This window comes from Amycolatopsis sp. NPDC052450, assembly GCF_044547565.1.
In the GTDB taxonomy this organism is placed as follows: Bacteria; Actinomycetota; Actinomycetes; order Mycobacteriales; family Pseudonocardiaceae; genus Amycolatopsis.
The window spans coordinates 1-16,372 of sequence record NZ_JBIUAQ010000007.1 but is presented as its reverse complement, the minus strand read 5'-3'; the positions used below and the strand labels follow the sequence as shown (position 1 = coordinate 16,372).

Here is a 16,372-nt window from a genome sequence, read left to right as displayed (position 1 = left end):
CGGTCACAGAGCGAGTTCGACCACGGTGACCCCGGCCTTGGCCGGCACCGGGTCGTTCATCTCCGCGAGCACCGCGGGGACGTCGTCGAGGCCGACCCGTTTGCCGATCATGCCTTCGAGATCGATTCCGGCGGTCTCCACCACCCGCAGCATCTCGGGGTACTCGTGCGCCTGGAGCCCGTGGATGCCGACGAGTTCCAGTTCACCGCCGATCACGCGGTGCATCGGGATCGGCGCGATGCCCTGCGCGGGCGGCATCAGCCCGGCCTGGACGTGACGTCCGCGTTTCCGGAGGCTGCCGACCGAGGCCGCGCAGGTGGTCGGCGAGCCGAGACAGTCGAGGGAGACGTGCGCGCCGCCGCCGGTCAGGTCCCGGACATGCGCGGCGATCGCTTCGTGCCCGTCGAACGCCGAAGCATCCACGCTCACCACAGCGCCCATTCGCGACGCCAGCGCCCTGGCCTGCGGAGACGGGTCGACGGCGACCACCGAAGCACCGGCCGCGACGGCCAGCAGGATCGCCGACACGCCGACGCCACCACAGCCGTAGACCGCCACCCACTGGCCGGGCCGGACCCCGCCTTGGCGCAGCACCGCCCGGAACGCCGTCCCGAACCGGCAGCCCAGCGCCGCCGCTTCGGCGCAAGCCAGCGAGTCCGGCAGCGCCACGAGGTTGACCTCGGCGTTTTCGATGGCGACGTAGTCGGCGAACGAGCCCCAGTGGGTCGCGCCCGGCTGGAATTCGCGGTCACAGATCTGCTGGTCACCGGCCGCGCACTGCGCGCAGGTTCCGCAGGCGCACACGAACGGCACCGTCACCCGGTCGCCGACCGACCAGCCGCGGACGCCCTCGCCGAGCGACGCGATCCGGCCGGCGAGTTCGTGCCCGGCCACGTGCGGCAGCTTCACCGACGTGTCGTGACCCTGCCAGGAGTGCCAGTCGCTTCGGCACACCCCGGTCGCCTCGACGGCGATCACCACCCCGCCCGGTGGCGTGGCCGGATCCGGCACCTCGCGCACCTCGGGCAGTACCCCGAACTCCTCGAAGACGACCGCCCGCACCCGTACTCCTCTACGTTCCCGTCTCCCGGCTTCGCTGCATCACGAGGCCCTCGCCGGGCACCGTACACCGGGCCGCCCGTCCGCGCGGCGGTCCCAAAAGCCGCGACAGGGACCGCTCCGGCACCCCGAGGACGTCCTCGAGATTCTTCAGCACCAGCAGGGATTCCGGCCGTTCGGGACGGCAGCGGCCGGACTGCCAGTGGCTCAGCGTCGCGAGGCTGACCGAGCACCCCCGCCCTCTCAACCGGTACCGGATCCGATCGAGGCCGAGGCCTCTCGCCCTGATCGCCGCCCTGAGGGCGTCCGCGAAGGGCCCTGTCTCCAGCAGTCTCCTGACTTCACGTCCTTCCGCCACCCCCCGGTCGATGGTGTGTGTCCGCTGACCGGTCATCGTCATCGCCTTCGTACGCTCGCTAGCCACCCGGAATAGCGCAGCCTAGGCGCGTGAACTCATGATCGGAAGGGCCTTAGATCACCTATCGGCCCGGCATGTGGGTGAAGTGCCGAGAGCCGAATTATGCAGGGACGTACGGAAAATTCACACCGCGCGTACCATTCGAAACGCGTCCACAGTGGACACGCCGTCAGCGCAGCGCGACCGACAGTGCCTGCGCGATCTCCTTGCCGATCGCGTGGGTCGCCGCGTCCGGCGGTGAGCCGACCTTGACCACCATGGGGCCGCCGAAGGGCTGGCGTTCGACGACCTCGATCCGCTCGCCGAGGCCGATCGAATGCTCGGTCAGGTAGCGCAGGAGTTCCGGGTCGGTGTCCCAGACGCGGACGATCTCGCCGACCGCGCCGGGCGGGAGGTCGTCGAGGATGCGCATCGGCATCTCCTCGACGCTGCCGTCGGGGGCGGGGATGGGGTCGCCGTGCGGGTCGCGCACCGGGTTGCCGAGCTTCGCCGCGATCCGCTCGACGAGCCTGTCCGACACCGCGTGTTCGAGCGCGTCCGCCTCGGCGTGCACCTCGTCCCAGGTGTAGCCGAGCTCGGACACCAGGTACGTCTCGATCAGCCGGTGACGGCGGAGCACGGAGCGGGCCAGCAGCCTGCCTTCGGTGGTCAGCTCGATGCCCCGGTACGGGACGTGCGCGACCAGCCCGAGCTGGGACAGCTTGGTGACCATGCCGGACGCCGAAGACGGGCTGACCTCCAGCCGCCCGGCCAGCGACGTGTTGGTGACGGCCTCACCGCGTTCCACCAGCCCGTAGATCACCCGGACGTAGTCCTCAACGGACGACGACCTGCGGCTTGCCCCTTCACCCATGCCCTCGAGTTTACGGCTTGGCTCACTTCGCGTGCGGCCGCCAGCGGTACCGGATCCAGCCGGGGACGGGCTCGGCGCCGAGCTGGGCGTAGAACGCCTCGCCCTTCTCGTTGCCCTCCTGCATGTCCCATTCGACCCGGCCCGGTGTCCGCGCGCTCAGCTCGTCGAGCAGCTCCCGCCCGAGGCCGAAACGGCGGTGCTCCGGGCGCACGAAAAGATCGTCGAGCCAGATCCCGGGCCTGGCCTCCCAGGTGGAGAAGTTCCAGCTGCAGAAGGCGAAGCCCGCGACCTTGGCAGGCTCGTCCGGAGGGGTGGCCAGCAGCACCCACGCCTTCGGATCGGGCCCGAAGAGGAACCCGGCCATCTCCTGCCTGTCGAGCTTCAGATCGTGTTTGTCCTCGTAGACCGCGTGCTCCTCGATGAGCGCGCAGATCTCCTCGATGTCGTCCGCGACCGCGTCCCGCACCGGCATGGTCTCAGCTCCGTTCGTAGACGATGTCGCCGCCGACGGCGGTGGCGACGACGTGGATCGAATCCAAAGTGGACTCGTCGGTCGGGTCGGCCGAGAGGACGGCGAAGTCCGCGAGCTTGCCGGGCTCCAGCGTGCCCAGGTCCTTCTCGGCGAAAGCGGCGTACGCGGAGCCGTACGTGTACGCGTGCAGGGCTTCGGCGGGTGTGAGCCGCTCATCGGGACCCAGCACGACGCCGGTCGCGGTCTTCCGCCGCACCATGTCGGCCAGCGCGAGCAGCGGTGCGCCCTCGACGACCGGGCGGTCGGAGCTGGCGGGCAGCACGCATCCCGCGTCCAGCAGGCTCTTGAGCCGGTAGCACCACGGTTCGCGCTCGGGGCCGAGCGCGGCCCGCATGCCGTCGCCGATCTCGTTGACGAACCGGCCCTGCGGCGAGGCGATCAGCCCCAGCGACGCCAGCCGCCGCAGCTCTTCGGGCCGCAGCACCGCGCAGTGCTCGATGCGGTGCCGGTGATCAGGCCGCGGGTCGGCCGCGAGCGCGGCTTCGTAGGCGTCGAGGACGACCGTGATCGCGCGGTCGCCGATGGCGTGCGTCGCGATCTGCCAGCCGGCCTTGTGCGCGGCGGCGATCGTCCGCGCGATCTCGTCCTCGGGCACCTGGAAGTAGCCGACGTTGTCCGGCTCGCCCGCGAACGGCTCGTGCATCGCGCAGGTCCGGCCGATCAGCGAACCGTCCGCGAACAGTTTCATCGCCCCGATCCGCAGCCATTCGTCGCCGAACCCGGTGCGCATCCCCAGGTCGAGACCGAAGCCCGCGCCCGCGTCGAGCTCATGGAGCACACTCGCCGCGACCATCACCGTGCTGCGCACCCGCAGGACGCCACGGTCGCGCGCCAGCTGGTACGCGGCGAGTTCGGCGGGGGTCTCCCCCACGAGACCCCCGCCGATCCCGGCCTCCTGGACGCTGGTGATGCCTTCGGCCAGGTATCGCTCGCTCGCCCTGTCCAGGCCGCGGACGACGGTCTCGATCGGCGTCGGATAGGTCAACGGCCGCAGCATGAGCTGGGCCTGTTCCCGCAGCAGCCCGGTCAGCGAGCCGTCCTCGTCGCGGACGACGTCGCCGCCCACGGGCACGTTCCCCAGGTCCAGCCGCTCCAGGACGGCCGAGTTGACCACGGTCATATGCCCGGACGTGTGCTTGAGCCGCACGAGGTGGCCGGGGGCGGCACGGTCCAGCCCCTGCCGCGTCGGGTGGCCGCCGACGAGCTTGTTCTGGTCGTAGCCGCTGCCGATGATCCAGCCGCCCGGCTGCGTTTCGGCCGCGCGCCGCGCGACGGCGTCGTACACCTCGTCGACGCTGCGGCAATCGGACAGCGCGACGTCGTCGAGCGCCATTCCGAACCAGGCCATGTGGTTGTGCGCGTCGTGGAAACCGGGCACCACCACCGACCCGCCGAGGTCGACGCGGCGCTTGGCGGAAAGCGCGGCAGCGTCGTGATCCAACGCGACAATTCGTCCGTTCAGCGCCGCAAGCGCTACGGATTCCCCCGTTCCGGTGAGGAACCGGGCGTTCTCGTAGACCGTGTCGACCCGCATGGATTCGACCCTATCGATCGATCGATCGGTCGTCTAGGCTCGGTGCCATGAGCACCGTGGACTACGCACTCGACGACGGCATCGCTTTGCTCTGGCTGAACCGCCCGGAGCGCCTCAACGCGGTGGTCCCCGAACTGGTCGACGACCTGCTGGAGGCACTCGACGCGGCCGCCAAGTCGGACGCGCGCGCCGTCGTGCTGGCAGGCCGGGGACGCGCTTTCTGCGCGGGTCACGACCTCAAGGAGCCCACCCCGTCCGGGGACGCAGTTGATTCCAGGACGCGGCTCGACCGGTTACAGGACGTGACCCGTCGCCTTCGTGGGCTTCGCCAGCCCGTGATCGCCGCGGTTCACGGTTACGCGATCGGCGCGGGCGCCGAGTTCGCGATGGGCTGTGACCTGATCCTCGCCGCCGAAGACGCGGTGTTCGCCTTCCCCGAGGTCTCGCTGGGCCTGAGCGTCACCGGCGCGGCGTCGCGGCTGCTGCCGCTGCTGGTCGGCCCGCTGAAGGCCAAGGAACTCCTGCTGCTGGGCGAGCGGGTGAGCGGCTCCAAGGCGCAGGAACTCGGCCTGGTCAACGCGGCCCTGCCCGCCGACGACCTGATGGACACCGCGCTCGCGTGGGCGGCCAGGATCGCCGCGCATCCGGCGGCCGCGGCCACGATGGCCAAACGCGCCCTCGATTCCGGCATCGACAGTTCGCTCGACGCCGCGCTCGAACTCGAAGTCAGCCACGCGCTGATCACCGAACACTCCGCCGAGGTCGCCGCCTCGGCCGAGGCCTTCCGGAGCCGGACATGACCTCGCTCGCCGGGATCGACACCCTCCTCGGGCTGACCACCAGGGCCGCCGCGCGCTGGCCGGACAAGACGGCGTGGATCTTCGACTCCACCGGTGAGAGTTTCACGTTCGCCGACGTCGACGCGCGCAGCACGGAGTTCGCCCGCGCGCTGCTGGCGCTGGGCGTGAAACCGGGCGACCGGGTCGCGGTGATGTTGCGCAACCAGCCCGAGTTCCCGTTGCTGTGGCTCGCCCTGGCCAAGATCGGCGGCGTGCTCGTCCCGGTCAACACCGGATACCGAGAGTTCGACGGCGCCCACGTGCTCCGGCATTCCGGCGCCAGGTTCGCCGTCGCGGCCGAGGAGTTCCTGGAACTGCTGGACAAGATCGCGCCGGAGACCTCGCTGGAACGCGTGCTCACGCCCGGCGAACTGACCGGTTCCGGGGCCACCCCGGACTTCGCGAGCGAAGGCGAACGCCCGGTCAACATCCAGTACACCTCGGGCACCACGGGCGCGCCCAAGGGTTGCGTACTGCCGAACCGGTACTGGACGACCTTGGCGATCAGCCTGGCCACGGACTTCCCCACGGTCGGCGCCGACGACGTCATCCTGACCGCGCAACCGTTCCACTACATCGATCCACAGTGGAACGTCGCGCTGGGGCTCGCGGGCGGCGCGACACTGGTGGTGCTCGACCGCTTCCACCCGTCCACGTTCTGGGAGAAGGTCCGGGAACACGGCGTCACCTGGTTCTACTGCCTCGGCCTGATGCCCACCCTCCTGCTGCGCCAGCCGGAAAGCGAGCTGGACAAGGCACACCAGGTCCGCGCGATCTGCGCCTCGGCCATCCCCCGTGACCTGCACGCCACGCTCGAAACACGCTGGGGCACGCCGTGGTACGAGGCCTTCGGCATGACCGAGACCGGCGGCGACATCCGGATGTACCCGGCGGATCACGACGAGACGGTCGGCACCGGCTGCCTCGGCAGGCCCGCGCCTGCCCGCGAGGTGATGATCGCGGACGAGGCCGGGAAACCGCTGCCACGAGGGGAAACCGGCGAGCTGCTGATCCGCGGGGTCGGCCTGATGCACGGCTACCACGACGACCCCGAGGCGACCGGGCGGGCGTTCGACGGCGGCTGGTTCCACACCGGCGATCTGGCCACAATGGACGCCGAGGGCCGCGTGTACTACGTGGGCCGCACCAAGGACATGATCCGCCGCAGCGGCGAGAACATCTCCGCCGACGAGGTCGAGCGGGCACTGCAGCTGCATCCGGCGGTCAAGCTCGCCGCCGTCATCGCGGTGCCGGACGACATCCGCGGCGAAGAGGTCAAGGCGCACCTCGTCCTCGACGAAAACGAGGGGCACCGGTGCGAACCGGCCGAACTGGCGGAGTTCTGCTCGGCGAAACTGGCCTACTTCAAGGTTCCCCGGTTCTGGACCATCGTGACGGAACTGCCGATGACGCCGTCGGAACGCGTCGCGAAGGGCGAGTTGAAGAAGGCGGAGGACCTCCGCGCGGGTTCCTGGGACAGGACCACCCGAACATGGCTCTGAGCACCCGCGACCGCGTTCGGCAGGCGGCGGTGAAACTGTTCGCCACCAAGGGGTTCCACGGCACCGGCATCCGGGATCTGGCGCAGGAGGCCGAGCTGTCGTCCGCCAGCCTCTACCACTACATGGGCACCAAAGAGGATCTGCTGGTGGCCATCATGAACGAGTCGCTGCGGCGCCTGCTCGACGCGGCCGAGGAGGCGACCGCCGGGCGCACCGATCCCGTGTCGCGACTCGGATCCCTGGTGGCGTTGCACGTGCTCGCGCACGCCATCCAGCCGGATGACACCCGCGTGGTGGACAACGAGGTCCACGCCCTCACCCTCGGCGCCAGGGCCGGGGTGGTGGGGCTGCGCGACGCCTACGAAAGGCTGTGGGCGGACGCCATCGAAGACGGGGTCGCGGCGGGTGTCTTCCGCACCGACCAGCCTTCGGTCACCCGGCTCGCGCTGGTGGAGATGTGCAGCGGGGTCGCGCGCTGGTACTCGCCGAGCGGGCCGCTCACCCTGGACCAGCTGGCCGTCCACTACGCCGAACTGGCGCTGCGGGCGCTCGCCTGCGAACGCCGGCTGGACGTCACAGCACTGCAAAACTGCCGTGAAGTGGTCTCAAGAGTGTGGCGAGTGCCCGTTTAGCGGCGACTTTAGGTCGGTACGCCTTGCTCAGACGGCTTCTCTGGGGGACGCTCGAAGGGTGACTGAGCAAACGATCCAACTCGAACTGGACGACTCGGGTCTCTCGCCGGCGTTGCCGGTGCCTTCGAACCCCCGTGATCAGGTGCAGGACGTCCCCTACCGCCCGGTGGGATTCCGGGACGACGACCTGCCCACGGCGCTCGAACGGTGCGCGACATGGCTACGCCAGGCTCAGGAGTGGCTCGGGGAACCGGTCGATGTGCTGGCCGTCCATCTCGACTACGACGACCGCAAGGGTTCGCCGTACTACGACGTGAAACTTCTCTGCAACGAAGAGGACCTTGCCGGGGTCCCGATCGCGATGCGGAATCAGAAGGACGACGACGAGGACGAAGACTAGAGAGACCGACGCAATGAAGGGGCCTTTCATCGCGAAATTTGCGATGAAAGGCCCCTTCATTGCACTTGGGAGGGGTATCAGCCCAAGGTGCCGCCGACCTTGACGTGCCCCTTGAGCAGGTTGCGCGCGATGGTCCGGCGCTGGATCTCGTCGGTGCCCTCGTAGATCCGCAGCAGCCGCAGTTCGCGGTACCAGCGCTCGACCGGCAGTTCCCGCGTGTAGCCCATCCCGCCGTGGATCTGCAGGACGCGGTCGACGATCTCGTTCGCCTTCACACCGCCGTACAGTTTCGCCATCGACTGCGCGTGCCGCGAGTCCAGCTTCTGGTCGACCTGCCAGGCGGCGTGCAGCACCAGCCAGCGCAGGGCCTCCAGTTCGGTGCCGGAGTCCGCGATCATCCACTGGATGGCCTGGCGCTCGGCGATCTTCTGCCCGAACGTCTCCCGCGTGTTGGCGTGCTCGATGGCCATCGAGATCAGCCGCTCGCAGGAGCCGATCGCGCGGGCGGGCAGCAGGTAGCGGCCGGCGCCGATCCACTGCATGGCCAGGTCGAAACCGTGGCCGAGCTCGCCGAGGATCTGCGTCTGCGGCACCCGGACGTCCTCGAAGACCAGCGCGGCCGGACCCCATTCGCCCATGGTGTCGATGTACTCGGACTTCCAGCCCGCGTCGCGGTCGACGAGGAAGCAGGTGACGCCGCCGTTCGCGCCCTTCTCCGGGTCGGTGATCGCGAAGACCATCACGAAGTCGGCCTCGTTACCGCCGGTGATGAAGGTCTTCTCGCCGTTGATGACCCAGTCGGTGCCGTCCTTGCGGGCGGAGGTCCGGATGGCCTTGGCGTCCGAACCCGCGCCGGGTTCGGTGATCGCGAAGCACGACTTGCGTTCGCCCGAGATCGTCGGGAGCAGGTAGCGCTCCTTCTGCTCGTCGTTGGCGTAGTACAGGATGTTGTCCGCGGCGCCGCCGAAGCGGAACGGCACGAACGTGCGGCCGAGTTCGGCCTCCAGCAGCGCGGTCATCACCGCGGACAGGCCCATGCCGCCGTACTCCTCGGGCGTCTGCACCCCCCAGAAGCCGGATTCCTTGGCCTTCAGCTGCAGTTCGCGCAGCTCGTCGGAGGTCAGGCCGGGCTGGCCGGCGCGTTCGCGGCGCAGCACCTCCTGCTCGCGCGGCATCAGGTCGCGCTGGACGAAGGTGCGCACCCAATCGCGTACCTCGCGTTCCTCGACGCTCAGAGAGAAATCCATGGTCAGCCCGCTCCTGTTCGACAGTGACTAAGCGCTCGCTTAGTTCAGCGTACCGCTTCGGTTGTCGTTCGCCGAGGAGTTGTCATAAGTTTTCGCAACCTGTCCCCACCTCGTCGAAGGGCACCCATGAGCACGGCAGCACCCGCGGCGAAGCGGGATCGCACCCATTACCTCTACCTGGCCGTCATCGCGGCGGTGGCGCTCGGCATCGCGGTCGGCATCCTGTTCCCCGCCCTCGGCAAGGAACTGAAGCCGCTCGGGACCGGGTTCGTGAACCTGATCAAGATGATGATCTCGCCGATCATCTTCTGCACGATCGCGCTCGGCGTCGGCTCGGTGGCGAAGGCGGCGAAGGTCGGCCGCGTCGGCGGGCTCGCGCTCGGCTACTTCCTGATCATGTCGACGGTCGCGCTGGTCATCGGCCTGGTCGTCGGCAACATCCTCCAGCCGGGCAGCGGGCTGCACCTGACCCCCGAGATCGCCGAAAAGGGCCAGGACCAGATCGCCAAGAGCGAGGGCACCGTCGAATTCCTGCTCGGGATCATCCCGAAGACGCTGGTCTCGGCGTTCACCGAAGGCGAGGTCCTGCAGACGCTGCTGGTCGCGCTGCTCGCCGGGTTCGCGCTGCAGAAGCTGGGTACGAAGGGCGAGCCGATCCGCCGCGGCATCGAGCACATCCAGCGGCTCGTGTTCCGGATCCTCGCGATGATCATGTGGGCGGCGCCGGTCGGCGCGTTCGGCGCGATCGCCGCCGTCGTCGGCGAGACCGGCTGGAAGGCACTGCAGAGCCTCGCGGTGATCATGCTCGGCTTCTACATCACCTGCGCGCTGTTCGTGTTCGTGGTGCTCGGGCTGATCCTCGGCCTGCTCGCCAGGGTCAACATCTTCAAGCTGCTGAAATACCTCGGCCGCGAGTTCCTGCTGATCCTCTCGACTTCGTCGTCCGAGTCGGCGCTGCCGCGGCTGATCGCGAAGATGGAGCACGCCGGCGTCTCCAAACCCGTGGTCGGCATCACCGTGCCGACCGGGTACTCGTTCAACCTCGACGGCACCGCGATCTACCTGACGATGGCGTCCATCTTCATCGCCGACGCGCTCGACAAACCGTTGACCATCGGCGAGCAGATCTCCTTGCTGGTGTTCATGATCATCGCGTCGAAGGGGGCCGCCGGGGTCACCGGCGCGGGGCTCGCGACGCTGGCGGGCGGGCTGTCCTCGCACCGGCCGGAGCTGGTGGACGGCGTCGGGTTCATCGTCGGCATCGACCGGTTCATGTCCGAGGCCCGCGCGCTGACGAACTTCGCGGGCAACGCCGTCGCGACCGTGCTGATCGGCACCTGGACCAACGAGATCGACCGCGAGCAGCTCGACCGGACGCTGGACGGCCGATCGCCGTTCGACGAAGCGACGCTGCTCGACGAAAACGCGGGTGATGCCGGCGTGGAATCGGGTAAGAAGGAGACGTGATCGAATGTGCGGTCCGCTGGTCCCCGCCCCTGCCCGCCGAACCCCGGTTCCTCGCCTTGCTCGACGAGCTGGAGCAAGGCCGGTACGGAAGCTACCGCCAGGACATCGACAAACGCCGGTTCCTGACCGGCCGCGTGCTGGCGAAGACCGTCGCCGCCGAGCGGCTCGGCCTGGCCGTCGAGGACGTGAGCTTCGACGCGACCTGCGATGACTGCGGAAAGCCGCACGGCCGCCCCCGGGTCCCGGGCGCGCCGCTGATGCTGTCGATCTCGCATTCCGGCGACCTCATCGGCGTCGCGGCCACCGCGGGGACCGCTGTCGGCCTCGACGTCGAGACGGCCACCAGGCGGGCCGAGGACTCGCTCATGGAGTACGCGCTGACCCCCGCCGAACTGGCCGCGATCTCCGGGCTCTCCGACGACGAGCGCGCGACGGCGTTCTTCACCTACTGGACACGCAAGGAAGCGGTCATGAAGGCCACCGGGAAGGGCCTCAAGATCCCGCTGCAGAGCATCACGTTCTCCGGCTACGACGAGCAGGCGCGGCTGGTCCGGTCGAGCCATCAGGCCCTCGACCCGGAGCGGACCCGGCTCGCGGACCTGAAGGCGGCCGAGGGCTACCGGGCCGCCGTCGCGCTCCTGACCTCGGACGACATCTCGGTCACCGAAGCCTTCGCGCCCCTCTGACCCCCGCAATTCGTCACCTACTCGCGTGGGCGCTTACCGGCGCCGGGCCTCGATCGGGCGCAAGTAGGTGACGAATTGCGGGGGTCCTAGATCTCCAGGCCCATGGCGGCGAGCAGGGTGCGGAACTTCGCCGAGGTCTCGTCAAGCTCGGTCCGCGGGTCGGAGGCGGGCACGATGCCGCCGCCGGCGTACAGCCGCATGGAGGTGTCGGCGATCTCCGCGCACCGGATCCCGACGGCCCATTCGCCGTCCCCTGCCGCGTCGACCCAGCCGACGGCGCCCGCGTAGTACTCGCGGTCGAACGGCTCCAGTTCCCGCACCAGCGAGCGAGCGGCATCGGTCGGCGTACCGCAGACGGCCGGGGTCGGATGCAGCGCGGCGGCGAGGTCCAGCGCGGTGATGTCCTGATCGAGCAGCTCACCGGTGACGGTGGTCGAGAGGTGCCAGATCGCCGGCGTCGAGACGAGTTCGGGGCCCCGGACGTCGAGGGTGCGGCAGAACGGCCGCAGGATCTCGACGACGGACTCCACCACCACGGCGTGTTCGACGTGGTCCTTTTCGGACGCCAGCAGCGCCTCACCATTGGCCTTGTCGATCGCCGGGTCCGCCGACCGGGGCATCGACCCGGCATGCGGCCGGGACAGGACGGCCCCGCCGGTGCGGGACAACAGAAGTTCAGGAGTGGCGCCGACCAGCGTGCGCCCGCCGGGCAGCTGCGCGGCGTACGTGGTGTGCCGGGGGTTCCCGTTCGCCAGGTTCCGGACGACGTCGGCGACCGGAACGGCCTCGGAGAAGTCGAGATCGAGCGCGCGGGCCAGGACGACCTTGCGCAGGTCCCGGTCGCTCAGCGCCGCGACGGCCGCGCGGACGGCGGCCAGATGTGCCTCCGGCTCGGGCACGGAAGTGACCTTGACCGGCTGCGGAAGCGCGGTGCGCGGCGGGACGGCCGCGTGCTCGGACGTCGCGCGATGGACCGCACGGGGCAAGACCAGATGCCCCGGCGCCGAGGTGGTGTCGAAGGGCAGCACGCCGACCGCGATCGACGCGCCGGTGTCGGCGAACAGTCCGGGGAGCGCCCCGGAGAGCCGCGCCGGATCGGTGTCGGTCGCGGTGGCCGCGGCACCGCTCGCGAGGAGCGCGTGCCGCGCCGTGGCCAGGAGGAAGTCGCCCCGCTCGTAGCGGGCGGCCAGGTCTGCCGGGGTCGCCGGTGCGGTACTGGTCGTCACCTCACCAGCGTCCCAGGCTCCGGCTGAGACCAGGGAAAAGTGTTGTCCGGGCAACAGCCTCTGGAGACAACACCTTCCCCCGGGCAACCCTGTGACCTGGGCGGAAGCGTTACTTCAGCGCCTCGAGGAGGGCCTCGCGCTGCCGCTCGCCCAGGCCGGCGGCACGCCGGTCCGGGTCGATCCCGGCCTGCTCCAGCAGGGCGGCGACCTTGACCGCGCCCAGGCCGGGCACGGCCTTCAGCAGCTGCGTGACCTTCGTCTTGCCGATGGTCTTGTTCTCCTTGGCCTGCTTGAGCACCTTGTCGATGCTCTCCTTGCCGGACTTGATCGACGCAAGCAGCTCGGAGCGCGCTTTGCGAGCCTCAGCCGCCTTGGCGAGGGCATCGGCGCGCTGCTCCGGAGTCAACGTGGGCAGAGCCAACGTAGTAGTCCTTTCATCTCAGGTCTCCGCTTTCGCGGCCGACGGCCTTTAACCATGCTTGCAAGAGCAAGCGCTGGCCAGCCGTCTCTGTAACCACGGCTCCAGTAAACGCCACCCGTTCCTCGGCCGTGAAACCGACACGCACTTATTACCCCTCGACCACGTCACGGGCAACCCGCCCCAGCCTGCGGAAACACGCCGTTCGGGCGGCGATTCGCCCGCGTTCATCACCCTTATGAGCGATGGCGGGACTTCGCACTGTCAGCCATTTTTCGTTTCATGGCAGGAAAAATGCGAATTATTGATGATCTTGGCCTGAACCGGCGAACACCCGTTAGCGCGACACTGTGACCGAACGGTTGCCTGCGATGTTACTGACCGGTTCACCCCTCCCGGATTAGAGTCGGCGCAACCCCAGTTCACCGGAGAACGAGCACCACGGGAGTACGCGATGTTGAGCACGATGCAGGACGGGCAGCTGTCACTGGGCAGGCTGCTCCGCCACGGCACCACGGTGCACTCCGAAAGCGAAGTCATCACCTGGACCGGTTCAGAAGCCCGCCGGGAGACCTACGGCGAACTCGGCAAGCACGCCGCGAAGCTCGCGAACGCCCTCCGGAGCCTCGGCATCACCGGTGACCAGCGCGTCGGCACGTTCATGTGGAACAACGCCGAGCACATGGCCGCGTACCTGGCCATCCCCGCCATGGGCGCGGTGCTGCACACGCTCAACATCCGGCTGTTCCCCGAGCAGCTGGTCTTCGTCGCCAACCACGCCGAGGACCAGGTCGTCATCGTCGACGGCACGCTGGTCCCGCTGCTGGCCAGGCAGCTGCCCGAGCTGAAGACCGTGCGTCACGTCATCGTGGCCAACGGCGACGCCGCCACCCTCCCTGCGCCCGACGGCGTCCAGGTGCACTCCTACGACGAGCTGCTGGCCGGCCAGCCGGACACCTTCGACTGGCCCGACGTGGACGAGCGGTCCGCCGCCGCGATGTGTTACACCTCGGGCACCACGGGTGACCCGAAGGGCGTCGCGTACTCCCACCGGTCGATCTGGCTGCACTCCATGCAGGTCACGATGTCCGACAGCATGCGGCTGGCGCAGCACGACAAGGCCCTCGCGATCGTCCCGATGTTCCACGCGATGGCGTGGGGCATGCCGTACGCGGCGATGATGGTCGGCGCCTCGCTGCTGATGCCGGACCGCTTCCTCCAGCCCGCCCCGATCGCCCAGATGCTCGACGTCGAGAAGCCCACCTTCGCCGGCGCCGTCCCGACGATCTGGCAGGGCCTGCTGTCCCACCTCGACGCGAACCCGCAGGACATCTCGCATCTGCGCGAGGTCGTCGTCGGCGGATCGGCCGCGCCGCCGTCGCTGATGCACGCCTTCGAAGACCGCTACGACGTGCCGATCCTGCACGCCTGGGGCATGACCGAGACGTCGCCGCTGGGCAGCGTCGCGCGTCCGCCCGCCGCCGCGACCGGCGAGAAGGCGTGGGACTACCGCTACACCCAGGGCCGGTTCCCGGCGTCCGTCAGCGCCAGGCTGATCGGCGACAACGGCGAGGAACTGCCGTGGGACAACGAAAGCGTCGGCGAGCTCGAGGTGCAGGGCCCGTGGATCGCGGCGTCGTACTACAGCGGCACGAGCGGTGACGAGCCCGATCCGGAGAAGTTCCACGACGGCTGGCTGCGCACCGGAGACGTCGGCAAGATCAGCCCCGACGGCTATCTCACGCTGACCGACCGCGCGAAGGACGTCATCAAATCCGGCGGTGAGTGGATCTCCTCGGTGGACCTGGAGAACCAGGTGATGGCGCATCCCGCGGTGGCCGAGGCGGCCGTGGTCGGCATCCCCGACGAAAAGTGGGACGAGCGGCCGCTGGTCGCCGTCGTGCTCAAGGAAGGCGAGAGCGTCACGGCCGAGGAACTGCGCGAGTTCCTGTCCGACAAGGTCGCGAAGTGGCAGCTGCCGGAGAATTGGACCTTTGTGGACGAAGTCCCGAAGACCAGTGTCGGCAAGTTCGACAAGAAGCGGCTGCGGGCGTTCCACTCCGAAGGCAAACTCGACGTCAGTCAGCTCTAACGGGTTAATCTCCCGCGCGCCTGCCCTTCCGTGAAGGCCATCTTGAGGGACGCTGTTCCCTGAAGATGGCCTTCACTGCGTTCGGCGAAGGGTTTTGTTGGTGCGTAAGACAAACAGGCGAACGTTCCTGGCGCTCGCGGGGACCACCGTCCTTTCGGCCTGCGGGTCCAACACTGTCCAAACGGGAAATCCGCCCCCGTCGACGGCTTACTCCGCCGGAGTGACCAGGCCGAAACCGAAGCCCGTGGCTCTCACGCAGTGGTACCACCCGTACCCCGAAGCCGGTGTCCAGGAAGCCGTCACGCGCTACGCGGCCGCGTACCAGAAGTCCAAGGTCGCGGTGCAGTGGAATCCAGACGACTACGAAACGAAACTGAACGCCGCGCTGCAGGCGGGGCCGGTCCCGGACGTCTTCGAAGGCCAGGTCACCGTCGACCGCGTCCGGCAGAACCTCCTCGTCCCGCTCGACGACGTGATCGGACCCGTGCGCGGGGATTTCAACCCCTCCGTGCTGGCGGCGCAGACGGTCGGCGGCAAGCTCTACGGTATCCCGCAGTCGCTGGACGCCCAGGTTCTCTTCTACCGCAAGAGTTTCCTGCAGGAGGCCGGGGTACAGCCGCCGCAGACGCTCGGCGAACTCGTCGACGCGGCGAAGAGACTCACCAAGGACGGCGTCAAAGGACTGTTCGCCGGCAACGACGCGGGCGCCGCGGCGCTCGCCGGTCCGCTGCTGTGGTCGGCCGGGCTCGACTACGTCAAGGACGGCAAATCCGTCGGCTTCGACGATCCGCGCGCCGCCACGACGTTCGCGAAACTCCACGAACTCAACGGTTCGCTGCTGCTCGGCGCTTCGACGGACTGGGCGGATCCGCTCCCGTTCATCGACGGGCTCACCGCCATGCAATGGACCTGGCTGTGGAACCTGCCGAAGATCCAGGACACCGTGAAGGACGACTTCGGCATCCTGGCCTTCCCCCGGCTCGACGCGGCGGGCGCGCCGTCCGTCCCGGTCAGCGGGTTGAGCGCGATGGTGCACTCCAAGAGCCTGAACCCCAACGCCGCCAAGGATTTCGTCAAGTGGCTGTGGCTGGAGCGCACCGACTTCCAGCAGGAGTTCGCCACCAGGTTCGGTTTCCACCTGCCCGCGCGGCTGAGCGTGCTCGACAAGGTCGCCGCGGCGGGCGACGCGGCGAAGCTGGTCAAGGAGAACGGCCGCGCCGCTGGTCCACTGTGGACACCGACGGCGAACACCGCGCTCGTCGACGCGCTGGGCCGGATCGTCCGCGACGGCGCGGATCCGGTCGCCGAGACGAAGGCCGCGGTCGAGGCCGTCAAAGCCGAACTGGGCCGCCTGTCCGCGTGAGCAGCCGCGGGGGGGGGGGGGGTGGTTTGTTGGTTAAGGAGAAAAAAAAAAAAAAACACCCCCCCCCCAAGGACCCCCCCCCACACCCACCCCCCCACGACAGC

At 69.0% G+C, this 16,372-nt stretch carries 16 protein-coding genes; 8 read left to right on the top strand and 8 right to left on the bottom strand.

Annotated features, from left to right (window positions below):
• Nucleotides 1–3: 3 nt before the first annotated feature.
• The 5 genes from ACIHAO_RS14065 to ACIHAO_RS14045 form a co-directional block, all read right to left on the bottom strand.
• Nucleotides 4–1,062 carry a zinc-dependent alcohol dehydrogenase family protein gene (locus ACIHAO_RS14065; protein WP_396557737.1) on the bottom strand — a complete coding sequence of 353 codons (1,059 nt, stop codon included), beginning with the start codon at nucleotides 1,060–1,062 and terminating at the stop codon, nucleotides 4–6.
• Nucleotides 1,063–1,072: 10 nt separating this feature from the next.
• Complete coding sequence (locus tag ACIHAO_RS14060) at nucleotides 1,073–1,459, bottom strand: transcriptional regulator (protein ID WP_396558249.1); 387 nt, start codon at nucleotides 1,457–1,459, stop codon at nucleotides 1,073–1,075.
• Between the two features lie 187 nt (nucleotides 1,460–1,646).
• Nucleotides 1,647–2,330 carry a metal-dependent transcriptional regulator gene (locus ACIHAO_RS14055; protein WP_125684091.1) on the bottom strand — a complete coding sequence of 228 codons (684 nt, stop codon included), beginning with the start codon at nucleotides 2,328–2,330 and terminating at the stop codon, nucleotides 1,647–1,649.
• Between the two features lie 22 nt (nucleotides 2,331–2,352).
• Nucleotides 2,353–2,802 carry a GNAT family N-acetyltransferase gene (locus tag ACIHAO_RS14050; protein WP_125791639.1) on the bottom strand — a complete coding sequence of 150 codons (450 nt, stop codon included), beginning with the start codon at nucleotides 2,800–2,802 and terminating at the stop codon, nucleotides 2,353–2,355.
• A 4-nt stretch (nucleotides 2,803–2,806) separates the two neighbouring features.
• Complete coding sequence (locus ACIHAO_RS14045) at nucleotides 2,807–4,396, bottom strand: amidohydrolase (RefSeq protein ID WP_396557734.1); 1,590 nt, start codon at nucleotides 4,394–4,396, stop codon at nucleotides 2,807–2,809.
• A 47-nt stretch (nucleotides 4,397–4,443) separates the two neighbouring features.
• Here ACIHAO_RS14045 and ACIHAO_RS14040 point away from each other — a divergent pair, with 47 nt between their 5' ends.
• Genes ACIHAO_RS14040 through ACIHAO_RS14025 form a run of 4 tightly spaced genes read left to right on the top strand, consistent with a single transcriptional unit; the run spans nucleotide 4,444 to nucleotide 7,769 of the window.
• On the top strand, nucleotides 4,444–5,196 hold the full coding sequence (locus ACIHAO_RS14040) for an enoyl-CoA hydratase/isomerase family protein (protein WP_396557732.1): 753 nt from the start codon (nucleotides 4,444–4,446) through the stop codon (nucleotides 5,194–5,196).
• Nucleotides 5,193–6,737 (top strand): ATP-dependent acyl-CoA ligase, encoded by a 1,545-nt coding sequence (locus ACIHAO_RS14035; protein ID WP_396557730.1) that lies wholly within the window; start codon nucleotides 5,193–5,195, stop codon nucleotides 6,735–6,737. The genes ACIHAO_RS14040 and ACIHAO_RS14035 overlap by 4 nt, the downstream gene beginning before the upstream one ends.
• Nucleotides 6,728–7,369 (top strand): TetR/AcrR family transcriptional regulator, encoded by a 642-nt coding sequence (locus tag ACIHAO_RS14030; protein WP_396557728.1) that lies wholly within the window; start codon nucleotides 6,728–6,730, stop codon nucleotides 7,367–7,369. The genes ACIHAO_RS14035 and ACIHAO_RS14030 overlap by 10 nt, the downstream gene beginning before the upstream one ends.
• A 58-nt stretch (nucleotides 7,370–7,427) precedes the next feature.
• Entirely contained in the window at nucleotides 7,428–7,769 is a 342-nt protein-coding gene (locus ACIHAO_RS14025; RefSeq protein WP_396557726.1) for a hypothetical protein, read from the top strand.
• 77 nt (nucleotides 7,770–7,846) lie between these two features.
• On the opposite strand, the gene ACIHAO_RS14020 is transcribed toward ACIHAO_RS14025, so the two are convergent.
• On the bottom strand, nucleotides 7,847–9,016 hold the full coding sequence (locus ACIHAO_RS14020) for an acyl-CoA dehydrogenase family protein (protein ID WP_396557724.1): 1,170 nt from the start codon (nucleotides 9,014–9,016) through the stop codon (nucleotides 7,847–7,849).
• A gap of 126 nt (nucleotides 9,017–9,142) precedes the next feature.
• Here ACIHAO_RS14020 and ACIHAO_RS14015 point away from each other — a divergent pair, with 126 nt between their 5' ends.
• Nucleotides 9,143–10,483: a cation:dicarboxylate symporter family transporter gene (locus ACIHAO_RS14015; protein ID WP_396557722.1), complete on the top strand. Its 1,341-nt coding sequence runs from the start codon at nucleotides 9,143–9,145 to the stop codon at nucleotides 10,481–10,483.
• On the top strand, nucleotides 10,480–11,169 hold the full coding sequence (locus ACIHAO_RS14010) for a 4'-phosphopantetheinyl transferase family protein (RefSeq protein WP_396557720.1): 690 nt from the start codon (nucleotides 10,480–10,482) through the stop codon (nucleotides 11,167–11,169). Before ACIHAO_RS14015 ends, ACIHAO_RS14010 begins: the two co-directional genes overlap by 4 nt.
• Before the next feature lie 86 nt (nucleotides 11,170–11,255).
• On the opposite strand, the gene ACIHAO_RS14005 is transcribed toward ACIHAO_RS14010, so the two are convergent.
• Complete coding sequence (locus ACIHAO_RS14005) at nucleotides 11,256–12,395, bottom strand: isochorismate synthase (RefSeq protein ID WP_396557718.1); 1,140 nt, start codon at nucleotides 12,393–12,395, stop codon at nucleotides 11,256–11,258.
• Between the two features lie 109 nt (nucleotides 12,396–12,504).
• The gene (gene mihF, locus ACIHAO_RS14000) at nucleotides 12,505–12,816 is read right to left on the bottom strand and encodes an integration host factor, actinobacterial type (protein ID WP_005155963.1); all 312 of its coding nucleotides are present in this window, start codon (nucleotides 12,814–12,816) and stop codon (nucleotides 12,505–12,507) included.
• A 451-nt stretch (nucleotides 12,817–13,267) separates the two neighbouring features.
• Between mihF and ACIHAO_RS13995 the strand changes: the two genes are divergently transcribed.
• Both ACIHAO_RS13995 and ACIHAO_RS13990 read left to right on the top strand, forming a co-directional pair.
• Nucleotides 13,268–14,905, top strand: a complete 1,638-nt coding sequence (locus ACIHAO_RS13995) for a long-chain fatty acid--CoA ligase (RefSeq protein ID WP_396557716.1) — start codon at nucleotides 13,268–13,270, stop codon at nucleotides 14,903–14,905.
• Between the two features lie 100 nt (nucleotides 14,906–15,005).
• Complete coding sequence (locus ACIHAO_RS13990; protein WP_396557714.1) at nucleotides 15,006–16,268, top strand: ABC transporter substrate-binding protein; 1,263 nt, start codon at nucleotides 15,006–15,008, stop codon at nucleotides 16,266–16,268.
• Nucleotides 16,269–16,372: the final 104 nt, after the last annotated feature.